At 68.8% G+C, this 17170-nt stretch carries 15 protein-coding genes; 2 read left to right on the forward strand and 13 right to left on the reverse strand.

Features of this window, described 5'->3' with window-relative positions:
* Positions 1-11 precede the first annotated feature (11 nt).
* A complete protein-coding gene (locus tag ACOCMH_RS00990; protein ID WP_427307329.1) occupies positions 12-422 on the forward strand; it encodes a hypothetical protein in 411 nt (136 codons plus the stop codon).
* 62 nt (positions 423-484) lie between these two features.
* Here ACOCMH_RS00990 and ACOCMH_RS00995 read toward each other — a convergent pair whose 3' ends face one another.
* The 8 genes from ACOCMH_RS00995 to ACOCMH_RS01030 form a co-directional block, all read right to left on the reverse strand.
* On the reverse strand, positions 485-2029 hold the full coding sequence (locus ACOCMH_RS00995) for an acetolactate synthase large subunit (RefSeq protein ID WP_427308462.1): 1545 nt from the start codon (positions 2027-2029) through the stop codon (positions 485-487).
* A 68-nt stretch (positions 2030-2097) separates the two neighbouring features.
* On the reverse strand, positions 2098-2883 hold the full coding sequence (locus ACOCMH_RS01000; RefSeq protein ID WP_427307330.1) for a GntR family transcriptional regulator: 786 nt from the start codon (positions 2881-2883) through the stop codon (positions 2098-2100).
* A 154-nt stretch (positions 2884-3037) separates the two neighbouring features.
* Entirely contained in the window at positions 3038-3241 is a 204-nt protein-coding gene (locus ACOCMH_RS01005; RefSeq protein WP_116358015.1) for a CsbD family protein, read from the reverse strand.
* A 104-nt stretch (positions 3242-3345) separates the two neighbouring features.
* Entirely contained in the window at positions 3346-3954 is a 609-nt protein-coding gene (locus ACOCMH_RS01010) for a hypothetical protein (protein ID WP_427307331.1), read from the reverse strand.
* A gap of 315 nt (positions 3955-4269) precedes the next feature.
* Positions 4270-7392, reverse strand: coding sequence for an efflux RND transporter permease subunit (locus tag ACOCMH_RS01015; protein WP_427307332.1), 3123 nt, complete (start codon positions 7390-7392; stop codon positions 4270-4272).
* A 13-nt stretch (positions 7393-7405) separates the two neighbouring features.
* Entirely contained in the window at positions 7406-8656 is a 1251-nt protein-coding gene (locus ACOCMH_RS01020) for an efflux RND transporter periplasmic adaptor subunit (RefSeq protein ID WP_427307333.1), read from the reverse strand.
* 23 nt (positions 8657-8679) lie between these two features.
* On the reverse strand, positions 8680-10041 hold the full coding sequence (locus ACOCMH_RS01025; protein ID WP_427307334.1) for a TolC family protein: 1362 nt from the start codon (positions 10039-10041) through the stop codon (positions 8680-8682).
* A 376-nt stretch (positions 10042-10417) separates the two neighbouring features.
* Positions 10418-11575: an acyl-CoA dehydrogenase family protein gene (locus tag ACOCMH_RS01030; protein WP_427307335.1), complete on the reverse strand. Its 1158-nt coding sequence runs from the start codon at positions 11573-11575 to the stop codon at positions 10418-10420.
* Between the two features lie 232 nt (positions 11576-11807).
* Here ACOCMH_RS01030 and ACOCMH_RS01035 point away from each other — a divergent pair, with 232 nt between their 5' ends.
* On the forward strand, positions 11808-12053 hold the full coding sequence (locus tag ACOCMH_RS01035; RefSeq protein WP_427307336.1) for a hypothetical protein: 246 nt from the start codon (positions 11808-11810) through the stop codon (positions 12051-12053).
* 30 nt (positions 12054-12083) lie between these two features.
* On the opposite strand, the gene ACOCMH_RS01040 is transcribed toward ACOCMH_RS01035, so the two are convergent.
* From ACOCMH_RS01040 to ACOCMH_RS01060, 5 genes are all read right to left on the reverse strand, one after another.
* Positions 12084-12944, reverse strand: coding sequence for a LysR family transcriptional regulator (locus ACOCMH_RS01040; protein ID WP_427307337.1), 861 nt, complete (start codon positions 12942-12944; stop codon positions 12084-12086).
* Between the two features lie 250 nt (positions 12945-13194).
* Positions 13195-13569, reverse strand: coding sequence for a hypothetical protein (locus tag ACOCMH_RS01045; protein ID WP_427307338.1), 375 nt, complete (start codon positions 13567-13569; stop codon positions 13195-13197).
* Positions 13570-13774: 205 nt separating this feature from the next.
* Complete coding sequence (locus ACOCMH_RS01050) at positions 13775-14599, reverse strand: class I SAM-dependent methyltransferase (RefSeq protein ID WP_427307339.1); 825 nt, start codon at positions 14597-14599, stop codon at positions 13775-13777.
* Positions 14600-14778: 179 nt separating this feature from the next.
* The gene (locus ACOCMH_RS01055; protein ID WP_427307340.1) at positions 14779-15627 is read right to left on the reverse strand and encodes an EamA family transporter; all 849 of its coding nucleotides are present in this window, start codon (positions 15625-15627) and stop codon (positions 14779-14781) included.
* 103 nt (positions 15628-15730) lie between these two features.
* Positions 15731-17071: a PQQ-dependent sugar dehydrogenase gene (locus tag ACOCMH_RS01060; RefSeq protein ID WP_427307341.1), complete on the reverse strand. Its 1341-nt coding sequence runs from the start codon at positions 17069-17071 to the stop codon at positions 15731-15733.
* Positions 17072-17170: the final 99 nt, after the last annotated feature.

Genomic DNA, 17170 nt, shown 5'->3' on the forward strand with positions numbered 1-17170 from the left:
CGGGAGCCGGCATGGAACCTCTCTCTTTTGAGTTCGTCACCGTTGAGGAAGCAAAGAAGATCCTGGACGGCGAGCCGCCGGTGCAGGCCGCGCCCGACTGGAGCGACCTGCGGCGCCCCCCCGCGCCGCAGGATACGGTGCTGTCGGACCTCGCCATGCGCTGGGTGTTATCGCTGCCCGGCGAGGCGCGTCCGCTGATGCTGTGCCGGCGCTATCCACGCATCGGCAACCAGTTGGCGGCGCTGTCCGCCAATCCGGCCGCGCTGCATGATTTCCTGGTCGAGTTATTGATCGACAAGCGCGGTGGACGGCAGGGGTTCCCGGATGGCATCGCGCTGGAACTGTCGCGCTTGCATGCATACTTGGTGCGGCAACTGCCCGGCGGCAGCGATGCGCCGGGCTGGCCGGACCTGACGGACTGAAACGCCGGCAATTCCCCTTTGCCGGGATGCGCGGCGGGCGCGCTTGCCCGCCGCGCCGCCGTTCAGATCACCAGTTCGATCACGAACGGCCCCTTGCGCGCATTGGCCATGCGGAACAGGTCGGCAAAGCTCTCCATGTCGGTGGCCTGCGCCCCTTCCACGCCCATGCCCGCGGCCAGCTTGACCCAGTCCAGGTCCGGGTTGCCGATGTCGAGCATGTCGAGCGCGGTCTTGCCGGGGTTGGCGCCGACCCCGGCCAGCTCGCCCAGCAGGATGGCGTACTTGCGGTTGGCCAGCAGCACCACGGTAACATCGAGTTGCTCGCGCGCCATGGTCCACAGCGCTTGCAGCGTGTACATGGCCGAGCCGTCGGCCTGCAGCGCGACCACGCGCCGGCCGGGCGCCGCCACGGCCGCGCCGAGCGCCAGCGGCAGGCCTGCGCCGATGGCGCCGCCAGTCAGCTGCAGCCAGTCGTGCGGGGCCGCGTGCACCGTGCCGGGATAGAACGCGCGGCCGAAGCTGATGCTCTCTTCCACCACGATGGCCTGCTCGGGCAACAGCGCGGTAAGCGTGCGCGCCACCGCCTCGGAGGTGACCGCGCCGCGCGCGGGTGCCACCGGCGCAGGCACGGCGGCGGCGGGCAGTTGCGCCTGGCGCGCGCCGAGTTCATCGGCCAGCCGTGCCAGCGCTTCGGCCAGGTCTTCTTCCGGGCGGGCCAGCACATGCATCGCGGCATCCTCCGGATACGGGCGCGGCGACTTGCCGGGGTAGGCAAAGAAGGTCACCGGCGCAGGCGCGCCCACCAGGATCACGTTGCGGATGCCGGCCAGCTTGTCGCGCGCGGCATCGCCCGAATACGGCACGCGATCCACCGCCAGGCGGCCGCGCCCCCGCGCCACGCGCGCATTCGACATGGGCGAGATCAGCCGCGCGCCGGTGGCGGCGGCGATGCGGTGGGCATCGGCCAGCGGTGCCTCGCGCAGGGCGCTGCCGCCCAGCACCAGCAGCGTCGGCTGGCCCGAGCGCAGCACGCGCGCGGCCTGCTGCACGGCATCCGGCGAGACCCTCGGCACCGGCAGCGGCGGCAGCGGCGCGGCCACGACGCCGCCGGCATCCCAGCACACGTCGGACGGCAGGATCAGGCTGGCGACGCCCCCCGGCGCGGCACACGCCGCCTGCACCGCGGCCGACGCATCGGCGCCCACCGAAGCCGCCTGCGTGGCGGTGCGCGTCCACACCGAGACCGGCCGGGCCCAGCCTTCGGTATCGGCCGTGAGCGGCGCGTCCAGCGGCCGGTGGTAGGTGGCCTGGTCGCCGATGAGATTGACCACCGGCGTCTGCGCGCGGCGCGCGTTGTGCAGGTTGGCCAGGCCGTTGGCCAGACCCGGCCCGCAATGCAGCAGTGTGGCGGCGGGCTTGCCGGCCATGCGCGCATAGCCGTCGGCGGCGCCGGTGACCACGCCCTCGAACAGCCCCAGCACGCAACGCATGCCGGGTATGCGGTCCAGCGCCGCGACGAAATGCATCTCGCTGGTGCCCGGGTTGGCAAAGCAGGTGTCCACGCCATTGGCCAGCAGGGTCTTGACCAGGCTCTCGGCGCCGTTCATCGGTTGTGCGTTGTCCATCTGGGGTCCGGTGGTTAAAGTGTTAGCAGGGATTGGCAGGGACCGGTCAGTCATGCCGTCTGCGGGCGCGTGGCCAGCAGGTCGAAATCGAGGCAGACAAACTCGGTCGGGAACTCAATGCGGGCGAAATAGACGATGCGCTCCGCACCCGCCGCCGTGGCCGGCGGCACGCAGGCAAAGCGGCGCAGCTCGGCCACCGGTGCGCCCACCGCAAGCGCCAGCGCGGCCGCCGATTCCGCGCCCGCCGCGACGATCGACAGCCGCTGCCGCGCCGTGCTGACCGACAGCCCGGGAAAGCGGTCGAGCACCGGCACCGAGGCGCCCTGGCGGAAGGCGTCGGGCTCGCGCGCGAACACCTCGGCATCGATATAGACCTCGCCCACGGCAAAGGGGCGTCCATCAAGGCGGTGCAGCCGGCGCAGGAAGTGGTAAGCGGGCGCGCGCTCGCCGGAGCAGGGCATGCCGAGGTCGTCCGGTAGCGGCACATTGCCGGCCGACTCGACCATGGCTTCGGTGTCGAGCTGCGCGCCGACGGCAACGGCCTCGTCCCAGCTGGTCGACAGCGATACCTGCCGCCGCGCGCGGCACGGCGCCTTGACGAACGTGCCGCGCCCGCGCGAGCGCTCCAGCAGCCCTTCCTCGTCGAGCATCGACAGCGCATGGTGCATGGTCATGCGCGCCACGCCGTACTGGCGGCACAGCTGCTCCAGCGACGGGATGCGCGCGCCCTGGCGCCACGCGCCGCTTTCGATCTGGCGGCGAAAGATGGTGGCGAGCTGCAGGTAGACCGGCTGGCGGCTGCGCGACAGCAGTTCGCTGGAAAGACGTTCCGGCATGGGCGGTTGCCCGGTGCCGGGCACATTGAGAGTGCCGGTGGATTCCGGCGGGGTGCCCGACAGTATAAAAAGTCTATATAAGTAGACTACTAGGGTAAACCTTGAACAAAAAAAAAGCGCCCGAAGGCGCCATACAAGACCATCGTGCAGCGTCTTACCACCGCACATCCCGTTCCCACTCCTTCATCTCTTCCTCGGCGCGCTCCTTGGTATAGCCATAGCGCTCCTGGATGCGGCCGGCGAGCTGGTCGCGCTTGCCGTTGATCTGCGTAATATCGTCGTCGGTCAGCTTGCCCCACTTCTCCTTGACCTTGCCCTTGGCTTGTTCCCACTTGCCTTCGATCTGATCCCAGTTCATGTCGTGCTCCCAGGTTTCATGGCAAGGGGGCGCCGGCAGCGTCCCCTTGCATGTGGTGCGGTGAACGGCCCGCCCTTGGCCGGGCCGGACGGTACTGAAGCCGCTTACTTGCCGTACTTGGCCTTCACGTCGGCCTGGCACTTGTCCTTGGATTCGCCAGACAGGGCGTCGCAGCGTTCCTTGTCGGCCTTGTAGGCGGCATCCATGGTGTCCTTCTTCGCGTCAGCGCGGGCTTCCGCGACGTCGGCGCGCGAACCGGTCGCCGCGGCCTTGTCCACCTTGGCGGCAGTCAGGGCCTTTTCATGCGCGGCCTTGGCGTCCTTCTTGCAGACGTTCTTGTCATTGCCCTTCTTGTCGTCGCACATTTCCTTGGCAACGTCATAGTCGCGGTCGGCCTTGGTCTTCTCGGCCTTGGCCATCGACTTTTGCGTGCCGTCGCGGCGGGCTTCGGCCTGGGCCTTGGCCACATCGCGGTCGCGCTTGGCTTCGGCCTTGCAGACGTCCTTGGCATTGTCCTTCATGCCATCGCACTTGGCAGTGGCCGCCTTGTAGTCCGCGTCGGCCTGCTTCACCGCGGCGTCATAGTCGGCTCTTGCGCCGGTTGCAGCCGGGCGGGCCGTCGTTCCCGGTGCTGTGGTCTGCGCCAGGGCAAAGCCTGCCGGGGCAGCAATCATCATCGAACACACTGCTGCAGTCAGCCATTTTTTCATCATGTCGAGCTCCTTTCCGGTTGATTGCGTAAGGGTACGCATGAGAGGCCGGCGGCTATGCTGCTGGCCACGCCGTATGTACAGAGTAGGCCCGGGGGGATGGGGTCAGCAGGCGTTGGGCTCCGAAAGGAACGTCAGACTATTCCGACATAGCGCATCGCGCTCGGCACATGCAGGGCGGCACCGGGTTGCGCAGGGCTTGTCGATTGCGTCTCGCCATGAAAAACGCCGCCCGGCAGCGGGCGGCGCCAGGCATCGCCTATGTCTGCGATGCCAGACAGGCAGCGCAGGGGCACGCCCCCGCGCGCGGCACTGTCATCAGCCTGAAATCGAAGACCCCAGCCGGTTTACGTCGGGCTCCGCGCCTGCCTCGTCCGGCCAGTTGCGGCCCACCATCCATTCATAGAGCGTCGGCAGCACGATCAGCGTCAGCACGGTCGCGGTGATCAGCCCGCCGATGATGACGATGGCCAGCGGCCGCTGCGTCTCCGAGCCGATGGCGCGCGAGATCGCCATCGGGAACAGGCCCAGCATGGCCAGCAGCGCGGTCATCAGCACCGTGCGCAGCCGGTCCATCGAGCCGGTCAGCACCGCCTGGCGCACCGGCATGCCTTCTTCGCGCAGCTGGTTGAAGTAGGTCACCATCACCACGCCGTTGAGCACCGCCTGGCCGAACAGCGCGATAAAGCCGATCGCCGCCGACACCGACAGCGGGATCCCGGTCAGCAGCAGCGCAAACACGCCGCCGATCAGCGCGAACGGGATGTTCGAGATGATCAGCGTCGCGCTCTTGAACGACTTGAACGCATTGAACAGCAGCAGGAAGATCACCAGCACCGACAGCGGCACCACGATCGACAGCCGCGCCATGGCGCGCTCCTGGTTCTCGAACTCGCCCGACCAGCTGATCTTGACGTCATCGGCCCTGACGTTCTTCGCCACCAGCTTCTGCATGTCCTTGACCACGCTGCCCATGTCGCGGTCATGGATGAAGATGCCGATCGAGGTGGTGCGCTGGCCGTTCTCGCGGCTGATGTTCATCGCGCCGGAGGCGGTGCGGAAGGTCACCAGCTGCGACAGCGGCACCTGTGCGCCATCGGCGGTCTGCATGAAGATATTGGGCAGGTTCGGCAGCGCGCGTTCCGACGGCTTCAGCCGCACGGCCACGCTGAAGTGCTTCTCGCCCTCCCACAACTCGGTCGCGGCCTTGCCCGCCAGCGCGGTTTCCATCAGCTCCTGCACGTCGGCCACGTTGATGCCGTAGCGCGCGGCCTGGGCGCGGTCGAACTCCAGCACGTACTGCGGCAGCTCGCCGTCGCGGTCGATAAAGGCGCGCATCACACCCTTGACCGACTGCACGTTGGCCAGGATCTGGTCGGCCACCTTCTTGTTCTGCTCCAGGCTGTCGCTCTGCACCTTGATCACGATCTGGCCCTTGATCTGCGAGATGCTTTCCAGGATGTTGTCGCGCACCGGCTGCGAGAAATTGGGCTCGATGCCGGGGAGCCGGCGCAGGTTCTTGTCGATCTCGCCGATGATGGCGCGCTTGTCGAGGCCGCCGCGCCATTGCTTCTCGGGCTTGAGGTCGACCAGGATCTCGACGGTGTTGATCAGCTTGGGGTCGGTGCCATCGTCGGGACGGCCCACCTTGGAGATGGTGGTGTTGACCTCCGGCGTCTTGCGGATCACGCTGCGCAGCAGCCGCGCCTGGTCGCGCGCCTCGTCGATCGACACCGACGCCGGCAGGTCGAAGCTGACCCACATCGAGCCTTCGTCCAACTCCGGCAGGAACTCGCTGCCGAGGAACTTGCCCGCGCCCACGGTCATCACCAGCAGGCCCAGCGCCGTCCCCACCACCAGCTTCTTGTGGTCCAGGGCCCACGCCAGCATCGGCGCGTAGAGCCGCTTGCAGTGGCGCACCAGGAAGTTGTCGTCGTGCGCGATGTTTTTCTTGAGCAGCAGGTGGCACAGCAGCGGCACCAGCGTCAGCGACAGGATCAGCGAACCGATCAGCGCGCCCGTCACCGTGTACGCCATCGGCGCGAAGATCTTGCCCTCGTGGCGCTGCAGCGTGAAGATCGGGATGTGCGCGGCGATGATGATGACCATCGAGAACACGGTCGGTCGGCCTACCTCGGTGGTGGCTTGCAGGATCGCAAGCAGGCGCGCCCTGCTGTCCTGGATCTGCTGCTCCTTCAGTTCGCCCAGCCGCTTGAAGATATTCTCGACCACGATCACCGCGCCGTCGACGATGATACCGAAGTCCATCGCTCCCAGCGACAGCAGGTTGGCCGGAATCCCGACCCAGGTCAGGCCGATGAACGTGGACAGCAGCGCCAGCGGGATGATCAGCGCCACGATCGCCGCGGCGCGCACGTTGGCGAGGAACAGGTACAGCACCGCCATCACCAGCAGCGCGCCCTCCACCAGGTTGCCGAACACCGTGTGCAGGGTCTTGTCGATCAGCGTGGAGCGGTCGTAGTACGGCACGATCTTCACGCCCTTGGGTAGGATCTGGTCGTCCAGCAGCGCGATCTTCTGTTTCAGCGCGTCGAGCACCAGCGACGGGTTTTCGCCCTTGCGCATCACCACGATACCCGAGACGATGTCCTCCTCGTCGTCCTGGCCCATCAGGCCTTGCGGCGGTGCGCTGCCGACGCGCACGTCGGCAATGTCCTTCACCAGGATCGGGGTGCCGTTGTTCTCCGCCACCACCACGTTGGCGATATCGGCCGACGTGCGGAAGCTGCCCAGCGAGCGCAGCAGAAACTGCTGGCGCCCGTGCGCCACCGCGCCGCCACCGGCGTTGGCGTTGGCGCGCTGCAGCGCGGTGAACAGCTGCGACAGCGAGATCCTGGCGTCGCGCATGCGCGCCAGGTTGGGGTTGACTTCATACTGCTTGATGGTGCCGCCGATGGTGACCAGGTCGGCCACGCCGGGCACCTGGCGCAGGTTCTTCTCCACTACCCAGTCCTGCAGCGTGCGCAGTTCCTGCGGCGTATAGCCCTTGCCGGTCAGCCGGAAGCGGTAGATCTCGCCAATCGCGGTGGACAGCGGCGCCAGGTCCGGATGCACGCCGTCGGGCAGGTCCACGCTGCGCAGCCGCTCCAGGATCTGCTGGCGCGCGGCCACGTCGGTAGCGCGGTCGTTGAAGGTCACCATCATGAACGACAGCCCGAACTGCGTATGCGAGAACACCCGCACCGCGTTGGGCGTGCCCGCCAGCGCGGTCTCGATCGGGATCGTGACCTGGCGCTCCACTTCTTCGGCGGCGCGCCCCGGGTACAGCGTGATGACGTTGACCTGGATGTCGGACACATCCGGGAAGGCTTCGATCGGCAGGTTCTTGAACGCGGCGACACCGCCCCCGACGAAGATAAGCAGGCCCAGCCAGACAAAGAGCTTCTGGTGCAGGGCAAAGCTGACGATACGCGAAATCATTGGGCGGCAGTCCTCATTGTGCTTTTTTTGCCGCGGGTGCCGCGGGCGCGGCGCGCGCCGCGTTCACCGCGGTGGCATCGCGCAGGATGTCCTGCAGGTAGAGGTTGCCTTCGCTGATCACGGTCTCGCCGTCCTTCACGCCTTCGAGCAGCTCGGTGGTGCCCGGCAGCGTCACGCCTACGCGCACCTGGCGGCGCTCGAAGGTATTGGGCGCGGTGCGCACGAACACATAGTTGCGGTTGTCGGCCAGGAACACGGCCTTGGACGGCACCGCGATACCCTTGAACGAGGCCGCCGGCAGCTTCGCCGTGACGAACATCTCGGCCTTCAGGCGGCGCTCGGGGTTGGGCACGCTCAGCCGCACCTTGATGCTGCGCGCGGTCGGATCGACATAATCGGCAATCTTGACCACGGTGCCGGCAAAGGTCTCGCCGGGCCAGGCGGCGCTGGTCAGCTGCACGTCGACGCCGGGCTTGAACAGGCTCAGGTCGGCCTCGCCCGCATCCACCTGCGCCCACAGCGTGGTCGGATCGGTCACCAGGAACAGCGGCGCGGTCGGGGGCTGGTCGGGGCGCAGTTCCATGCCGAGGTTGATGTTGCGCTCGACCACCAGGCCGTCGATCGGGCTGCGCAGCGCAAAGCGCTGGTTGACACCAGCCGCCCCGGCCGCGGCCGCGCCGTACTGGCTGAGCGCCGCCTGGGTGCGCTGCAGGTCGGCCGCGGCGCGCGCGGCATCGGCCTGGGCCTGCTCCAGTTCCTTCTGCGCGATGATGCCGGCGCCATACAGCTCGCGCTGGCGCGCCAGCGCCTTGGCCGCGACCGCGCTGTCGGCGGCGGCCTTGCGCGCATCGGCCTGGGCCACGCCGAATTCCGGCGAGGTCAGCGTCGCCAGCGGCTGGCCGGCCTTGACCGTGGCGCCCGGCTGCACCAACACCTCGGTCACGCGCCCGGCAAACGGCGTGGCCACGCGCACGGTCTTGTCTTCGTTCCACACCAGCCGGCCGGGCAGGCTCAGCATGCGCTCGCCGCCGGTTTTGGCGGCCTCGCCGGCGATGCCGGGCAGCGTCTTCACGCTGGCCGGAAACTGGATGGTATTGCCGCTGACCTTGGGATCGTCATCGGCCTTGGGCGCTTCGGACTTGCCGCACGCGGCCAGCACCAGCGCGCACAGCGCCACGGCGCAGGCCGTCGACAGGCTTGCCGGCGCGGCGGCGGAAAAAGGGATGCAGGACGTACGGCGGAACATGCGTGACAGGAGAGACATGAAGAATGCGCGGGAACTGCGGTTCAGGGACGTGCCTGCGAAGCCACGGGTGCGCCCGTGGTGGTAGAGGTCTGCAGCGCGACACGGTACGCCGACAGCGCCTTGGCGTACTCGCCCTGCGCTTCGGTGGCATCCAGCCGGGTCTGGCGCAGCGCGCGGCGCGCGTCGAGCAGGTCGAGCACGCCGGTGGCGCCCTTGCTGTAGGCGAACTCGGCACTGCTGGCCACGCTCTCGGCCGCCGGCAGCACCTCCTCGCGCATCTGGCGCAGCGACTGGCGCGCGGTTTCGAGCTGGCTGCGCAGGCGGTCGATCTCGTTGCCGGCCTCGAGCATCACGCGGTTGCGGTCGTCCAGCGCGGCGTAGTAATCGACTTCGGCGCGCCGCGCCTCGCCGCCATTGCGGTGGCGCACGAACAACGGGATCGACACGAACACGCCGAAGCTGTTGCCGGAGCCGTAGCTGTTGGTGGGCGAGGTCGGATAGTGCTCCGCCTGGGCACCGATGGTCACATCCGGCACCCGTCCGGCGCGGGCAAGGTCGCGCGACGCGGCGGCGGCGGCCAGGCGGGCTTCAGCCGCGGTCACGTCGGGCCGGCGCTGGAGCGTGTCAGGGTCTGGTTGCGGCACGGCGGCATCGAGCGCCGGCCAGTCCGCCACCAGCCGGTTGTCGGCAAGCGTGCCAGGCACGCCCATCGCCTGCGCCAGCATGGCCTTGTCGCGGTAATGGTCGGTGATGGCCTGGCGCATGTCATTCTGGGCACGCAGGGCGTCAAGCTGCAGCTTGGTCACGTCGGCGCGCGCCACGTCGCCGGCCTTCAGGCGCGTCTCGCTGGCCTGGCGGGTGCGCTCGTACAGCGCCAGCGTTTCGCGCAGTACCGCCACGCGCTCCTGGCTGGCCAGGGCCTCGAAGAAGGCCTGCTCCGCCACGCCGGTCTGCTGCGCCACGACCGCCTGCACCACTTCGCCGGCGGCGGCGCTGGCCTTGCGCGCGGCATCCACGCGCAGGTTGCCCTTGTTGGCGGTCTCGATGAGCTGGTCGACACGCAGCGTGGAGTCCACCGTCTTGCTGCGCAGGTTGCCCGAGCCGACCCCGGCATGCGGGTTGATGTTCTCCACGCCCACGCTCAGCACCGGGTTCGGCCGTTGCGACGCAATCTGCACATCGGCCTGACTGGCTTCAACTCCGCGGCGGGCGGCGATGATGGTGGGGTTGCAGCGCATCGCGTCCAGGCGCGCCTGGGCCAGCGTCAGCGAGGCGCCCGCCGGCGGCGGCGCGCACGGGCCGGGGACGGCCTGTGCGGCCTGGGCGGAGTCTGCGGAAGGAAGCGGATCGGCGGGGCGTGCGCCGAGGGGTTCGGCGGCAAAGCTCGGCGCGGGCCCCGCCACGGCCCCTGATACCAGCAGGACAGCTACGGCTACACGGGAAAAGACAAAAGGCACGGTCAGTCAGGCTCGGTTCGACAACGATCTGCGGTAAACGACCGTGCCCGCCGAACGGTTCACCGGGGCGCAAAATATTCATGCGCCCGGGCCCGCGATGCGGCTGCGCGGCGCGGCTGTCTTGGATGCGCCTTCGCCGCTGTCCTGATGCCGCCAACGGCACCCGGACACGATCTCCCGCCCGCATTCAAACCGAATCGCATTACAAACGGCTTTCATTCGGCTGACAAAAGCCTTTAACTGCTCGAAAACCCCTAGTGGCCGGAATATTCGGCAGCCATCATGGCCGATGCCGGCCATGACGGCGGAAGCCGCCGCCGGATTATCCCTTCACTCGGTCATCGAGCCCCAGGCCGCGGCCGATGATCTCCTTCATGATCTCGCTGCTGCCGGCATAGATGCGCGAGATGCGCGCATCGGCATACATCCGGCAGATGCGGTACTCCTCCATATAGCCGGCGCCGCCGTGCAGCTGCACGCCCTCGTCGACCATGCGTCCCTGCAGCTCGGACGTCAGCAGCTTGGCCGACGCCGCGGTTTCCACCGTCAGCGTGCCGGCATTGTGTTGCAGCACGCACTGGTCGACAAAGGTCTGCAGCGCGTCCAGCTGCGCGCGCAGTTCGGCCAGCTTGAAGCGCGAATTCTGGAACGTGCCGATGGCGCGCCCGAAGGCCTCGCGCTCGCGCACATAGTCCAGCGTGATATCGAACGCCACCTGTGCCGACGCCATGTAGCCGCAGGCCCCGATCAGGCGCTCCTCGGCCAGGTGGCGCGTCAGGTAGCGGAAGGCCTGGCCGGGCTCGCCCAGCACGTTGGCCTTGGGCACCTTGACGTTGTCGAAGAACAGCTCCGAGGTGTCCTGCGAATGCAGGCCCAGCTTGCGCAGCTTGCGCCCGCGCTCGAAGCCCGCCATGCCGCGCTCGACGATAAAGAGCGTCAGGCCGTGGCTGCGCTCCGGGTCGGTGCGGGCCACCACGACCACCACGTCGGCCAGCTGGCCGTTGGAGATATAGGTCTTGGCGCCATTCAGCACCCAATGGTCGCCGTGGTCCTCGGCGCGGGTGCGGATGCCGGCCAGGTCCGAACCGGTCTGCGGCTCGGTCATGGCCACGGCGAAGATCGACTCGCCGCGCGCCGCCGCGGGCAGCAGGCGCTGGCGCTGTTCTTCATTGCCGATGCGGCCGATATAGGGTGCCACCAGGCGCGAGTGCAGCGTGCCGAAGAAGCCGGAGTCGCCGTGGCGCGCGTTTTCCTCGATCAGGATCTGCTCATAGCGGAAGTCCTGGACGCCGGCGCCGCCGTATTGCTCGTCGGCCCACATCAGCAGGTAGCCCTGCTCGCCGGCCTTGCGGAACACCTCGCGGTCCACGCAGCCCTGTTCGCGCCAGCGCTCGCCGTGCGGACCGACCTCGCGCTGGTAGAAGCGGCGGGCGGATTCGCGGAAGGCGTCGTGTTCGGCTTCGAAGATCAGGCGTTGCATCAGGGTCTCCAGGGGTTTTTTGAGATAGACCAGGCCAGTGTCGGCCGCGCAACGCCTATGAGATTCGTCGGAACGGATGATTTTTCTTACCGCTCCGGCAAACCCGCAACTTCAGCAAAAAGCCGATTGAATGCAATTTTATTGATATGAAGTGCAAATAACTTTCATTTACCTGCCGGCACGCTTTGTGCCAATACTGGAACCACGGATAACGATTCGACGGAGCGGGAACATGGAAGCCATCCTCTGGATTGGACTGGCGCTGGCACTGGTGGCGTTGGGGGGTACCGTCACCTGGCTGATCGGCACGCGCGTGCCGGAACCGGTCTTTGCGCGCGCGCAGTTGCACGGGCGCTTTGCCGGCCTGGAGCCACGCCCGCCGCGCCGCGGTGGCGGCGGCCGGATGCGGCGGGTGCGGCAATGGCGCCTGGTGGCCGTGCCCACGCCCGCCGGCCAGCTGGTGCCGGTGCGGATCTGACGGCCGCTCGGAGGGCAGGTCGGCCGGGCGCTATTGCGGGAAGTCCCAGCGCTGCGACCAGTCTGATTCCTCCCGCACGATCTCGCGCAGGATCTCCACGGCGTGCTGCGCCGTTCCCGCGGGCGCCTTGGCACAAACCAGGAACACGGGATACGAGAACTCCGGCGCGCCGGCGACGCGCGCCAGCACCCCGCTGTCCAGGTAGCTCTGCACCACGCGCGTACGGAAATAGCCGCTGCCCCCGAACTGCAGGATGTACTGCAGTGCCAGCGGCCCCAGGTTGAAGTACAGCGACGCCCGCGCATGCTCCGGCAGTGCGCTGTCATGCTGGCGGCGGAACTCCGGGCCCCAGTCGACATAGACATAGCCGCCGTCGCGCTGCGTCGAGCGGATCAGGACCAGCTTCTCCTCCATCAGCGCTTCCACGTGCATGCCGGGCGCGTACTCCGGCTGATAGACCAGTGCCGCATCCAGCGCGCCGGACTGCAGCCTGCGCTGCAGCTCGGCGCCCTCGCCCACCTCGGCCCGCACCGCCTGCGCCGGCATGCGCTGGCGCAGGCGCGTCGCCCACAGCAGCACCAGCGGATTACCCAGGCTGATTTCCGTGCCATAGCGAAACAGACTGGCCAGCCCCGCCGGCAACGGCAACTCGCGGCACGCCGCCTCCCAGGTCTGCACCAGCTGGCCGGCGTAGCCCAGGAAGCGCTGCCCGTCCGGCGTCAGCCGCGCCCCCGCCTTGTTGCGCTCGAACAGGCGGCAGTTCAGCTGCGCCTCCAGGCTCTTGATGCGCGCGGTCACGGCGGTCTGGGTGACATGCAGCTTGTCCGCGGCGGCCAGCAGGCTGCCATCGCGCACGACTTGCAGGAAAGTGCGGGCGAGTTCGATATCCATGGGGCGATCCCGGGGGGGTGTGGCGAGTTTCGGGCAATCTGGCCATTGAGAATCGGAGCATACACACAAGGGGCTTCGAGGGTGATGTGGTGTTGTCCGCCGTCACGCTGGCCGAAGTCGGATTCGGTGTCACCACCTCGCGCGATCCGCAGGGCGCACGGCGCGCCCTCAGGCGTTGATCGGGGGCCGCGCCGCGCCAGCGTGCCGCCACGGGTCGATAACCGCGGCCTTCGGCTGACTTCGCCCTGGCTCAGCGCGCCGGCTGTGCCCGCACCCCCGCTGGCATGGCAACCGGCACGGCGCCCGCCATCGGCGCCACCGGCACGCTGCGCCCCTCGCGTGGCGGCCTTAACGGCACGATGCCTTCCGGCTCCTGCCACGCCTGGCCATTGTCATAGCCGGTGGCGGCGGCCTCCAGGTAGCCGACGGCGAACTTGCGCTCCGGCGTCACGGCCTGCATGACCGGCGAGGCCGGGGCCTGCGGCGCCTCGGACTGCGCGCAGGCGACGCTGTTGATGCATAGGCCCAGCACACGCAGCAGCGCCATGGCCTGGCGCGAGCGGTGCAGGATGGCGGGCGGGCGCGACGCGGCCTGCCCGTTCTGGCATGGGGATCGGGTATTCATCGGGGTTCTCCGGGAAGCCATTGCTGGCAGGTGGCACAACGAGCCGCGGCGCCGCGCTCGCTGTCCATAGCGCAATCACCGTGCCACCGCCTGATGCCGGCTACAGCGGGGATTACGGCACTTTCCGGAGGGGAAGTGGTGGGTTCGGGCCGACGCTAGCGACGCTGGTGTCGGCTGGCGCCCAACATCCCGGCACCGAACCGCCTCAGGGCTTGACCGCCGCCGCCAGCACCGCCGGCATCGGCACCTCGAAGCCGCTGCCGCGCATGTAGCCGGCAACGGTGCCGCGCAGCACCGCACGGATTTCGTCGCGGGCCTTGGGTGTCTGCGCGCGCAGCGTGGCGGCGGCGCGCACGGTGCCCTGGGCCAGCGCATCGAAGAGCTGGTCGGGCGTGGAGAAACGCCAGACCTGCGGCACGCTGCGACAGGTCGGCATGACAAAGCCAGCCTGCTGCAACGCGCTGCGGCAATGGCCTGGGTCGCTGAACAGGAAGAAATTCGGCCCGACCGGGATATCCACTTCCATCGAGCCATAGGCGCGGATCGCGGCATAGACCGCGCCGAAGCCGACGGCGCGCTCGGGCGTATCCCATACCGTGAAGGCGATGCGCCCGCCCGGGCGCAACACGCGAAAGGCCTCGGCCAGCGCCGCGTCCGGGTCGGACATATGGCACAGGCCAAAACCATTGACCACCGCGTCGAAGCTGGCGTCGCCAAAGGGCAGCGCCTGCGCGTCGGCCTGCTCATACCGGACGCCGGGATGCAGCTTGCGCGCCAGTTGCACTTGCGCCATCGAGAAATCGATGCCGATGGCCTCGGCCCCGCGCTGCAGCGCTCCCGCCGCGACGTGGCCGGAGCCGGAGGCGACGTCGAGCACGCGTTGCCCGCCGGCGACATGGGCCGCGTCCAGCAGAGACTCGACCGATTGCCGGGTCACGTGCGACAGATGCTCCTGGTACCGGCTGACGACTTCCGGGTCTTCCCAGCCGGCCAGCTCAAAGGCGCGAAACGAATCTGCGGTGTGGTCCATGCCTACTCCTCGGCGTCGATATCCAGTCGGGCGGGCGTGTATTGGTGATATTGGTGAGCGGACGCAGTGGGGCTGCATCGCGAGAACCCGGTCAAGCCAAGTATAGACAGCGCCGCGGCCAGGGAGCGGCCAGGCGCCCGGACAGGCACCCCTGCGCTTTGCCGCCAGGTCTCACCCGTTCAGGCGAAGCGCAGCGTGGCCACGCCGGCGGCGATCAGGCAGGCCGCGCCCAGGCGCGCGGCGCCGACGCGCTCGTTGAGCAGCAGCGCGGAGATCAGTGCGCCGAACAGGATCGACGACTCGCGCAACGCGGCCACCGGGGCCACCGGCGCGCGCGTCATCGCCCACAGCGACAGCGCGTAGGACGCCAGCGTGCCGCCACCGCCCACCAGCGCGAACACCAGGTTGCGCCGCAGGTAGCCACCGAGCTGCGGCCGGCGCGTCGCCAGCGCCCACGCCGCCAGCGGCAGCGCGGTCAGCAAGAAGATCCAGAAGGCATACGCCACCGGCGCGCCGGAGCGGCGCACACCGGCGCCGTCGATCAGCGTGTAGGTGGCGATCACCAGCGCGTTGAGCAGGGCCAGCCATACGCCCTCGCGGCCCCCGCCCACGCCATGGGCGCCACGCGCGCCGCCGGCCATGGCCAGGATGCCGAGGCTGACCACGGCGATGCCGCCCCATGCCAGCGCCGACAGGTGCTCGCCCAGCCAGCCCACGCTGGCCAGCGCCACCAGCAACGGCGCGCAGCCGCGCATCAGCGGGTAGGTGAGGCTCATGTCCGCGCTGCGGTAGATCCGCGCCACCAGCGCAAAGTACACCACGTGCACGCCCACCGACGCGGCGATGAAGGGCCAGCTGGCGGCCGCCGGCTGGGGCAACGCCGGCAGCGCCACCGCGGCCATCAGGCCCGCCGTCACCGCCACCATCACGGTGGACAGCATCTTGTCGCCGCCGCCCTTGACCACGGCATTCCACGCGGCATGCAGGAAGGCGGCAAGCAGGACGACGGCGAAAACGGTAAGCGACATGGGCGGCAGCAGAGTCGGCGCCATCAGGCAGCGCGGGATCGCGCCATTCTAGCCGCGCCCCTGCTGCGCTTCCTGCCGCGGCGCCTATCGCGCTAAAGCCGGCTCACCTGGCGCCGGTGACGCGCCAGACCGTATTGCCGACATCGTCCGCCACCAGCAATCCGCCACGCTTGTCGATCGCCACGCCCACCGGCCGCCCGCGCGCCTTGCCGTCGTCGTCGACAAACCCGGTGAGCACATCGAACGGCGCGCCCTGCGGCCGGCCCCCGCTGAACGGCACGAAGATCACCTTGTAGCCCGCCAGCGGGCGACGGTTCCATGATCCATGCTGGCCGACGAACATGCCTTCGCTGAAGCGCGCCGGCAGGCTGTTGCCGCTGGCCGCGGCCAGGCCCAGCGAGGCGGTGTGCGCGCCCACGGCATAGTCCGGCACGATCGCTCTGGCCACCAGGTCCGGTGCCTGCGGCTTCACGCGTTGGTCCACATGCTGGCCATAGTAGCTGTAGGGCCAGCCATAGAAGCCGCCGTCGCGCACCGAGGTGATGTAGTCCGGCACCAGGTCGCTGCCGATCTCGTCGCGCTCGTTGACGGCAGTCCACAGCATGCCGGTGACCGGCTCCCACGCCATGCCGTTAGGATTGCGCAGGCCGCTGGCAAAGATGCGGTGCGTGCCGGTGCCAGGGTCGACCTCCCAGATCGCGGCGCGGCCGGCCTCCTTGTCCAGGCCGTTCTCGCCCACGTTGCTGTTCGAGCCCACCGTCACATACAGCTTGCTGCCATCGCGGCTGGCGATCAGGCTCTTGGTCCAGTGATGGTTGAGCGGCCCGCCGGGCAGGTCGGCCACCTTCCGTGGCGCGGCGCTGATCTCGGTCTGGCCGGGCTGGTATGGGAAGCGCAGCAGCGCGTCGGTGGCGGCCACGTAGAAGTCATTGCCGACCAGCGCCATGCCGAAGGGCGAGTTCAGGTCCTTCAGGAATACCGAACGCTGGTCGGCCACGCCGTCGCCGTTGGTGTCGCGCAGCAGCGTGATGCGGTTGGCGCTGGGCGTGCCGGCGCCGGCGCGCTTCATCACCTTCTTCATGATCCAGCCGCGGATGCCCTTGCCGTCGTCGGGCTTGGGGGGCGCATTGCTCTCGGCCACCAGCACGTCGCCGTTGGGCAGCACATAGAGCCAGCGCGGATGGTCCAGCTTGTCGGCGAAGGCGGTCACCGCCATGCCTTCGGCCGGCACCGGGTGCTGGCCCGCGGCCCAGCCGACGGCCGGTGCGATCTTGACGGTAGGAATGGCAGTGGGGTTGGGCGGCGGCAGCTGCGGCGCGGATCCAAAGCCGGCTTCGGACGGCAGCTTGGCCGATTCGCCGCAGGCGGCCAGCGCGGCCATCACGGGCACGGCGCTCGCCAGCAAGGCGGCGCGCAACAGCGGCAAGGCGGTGGGCATCGGCATGGTCCGGGCTCCTCGGCAACGCGGGGCGGCGCGCCTGTGCCTGGACTATAGGACGCATGGCGCCGGGCGCTCTGTAGGCGCCGGGGAAGGCACCGTGTA

It is taken from the genome of Cupriavidus sp. H39 (assembly GCF_050271075.1).
In the GTDB taxonomy this organism is placed as follows: Bacteria; Pseudomonadota; Gammaproteobacteria; order Burkholderiales; family Burkholderiaceae; genus Cupriavidus; species Cupriavidus necator_B.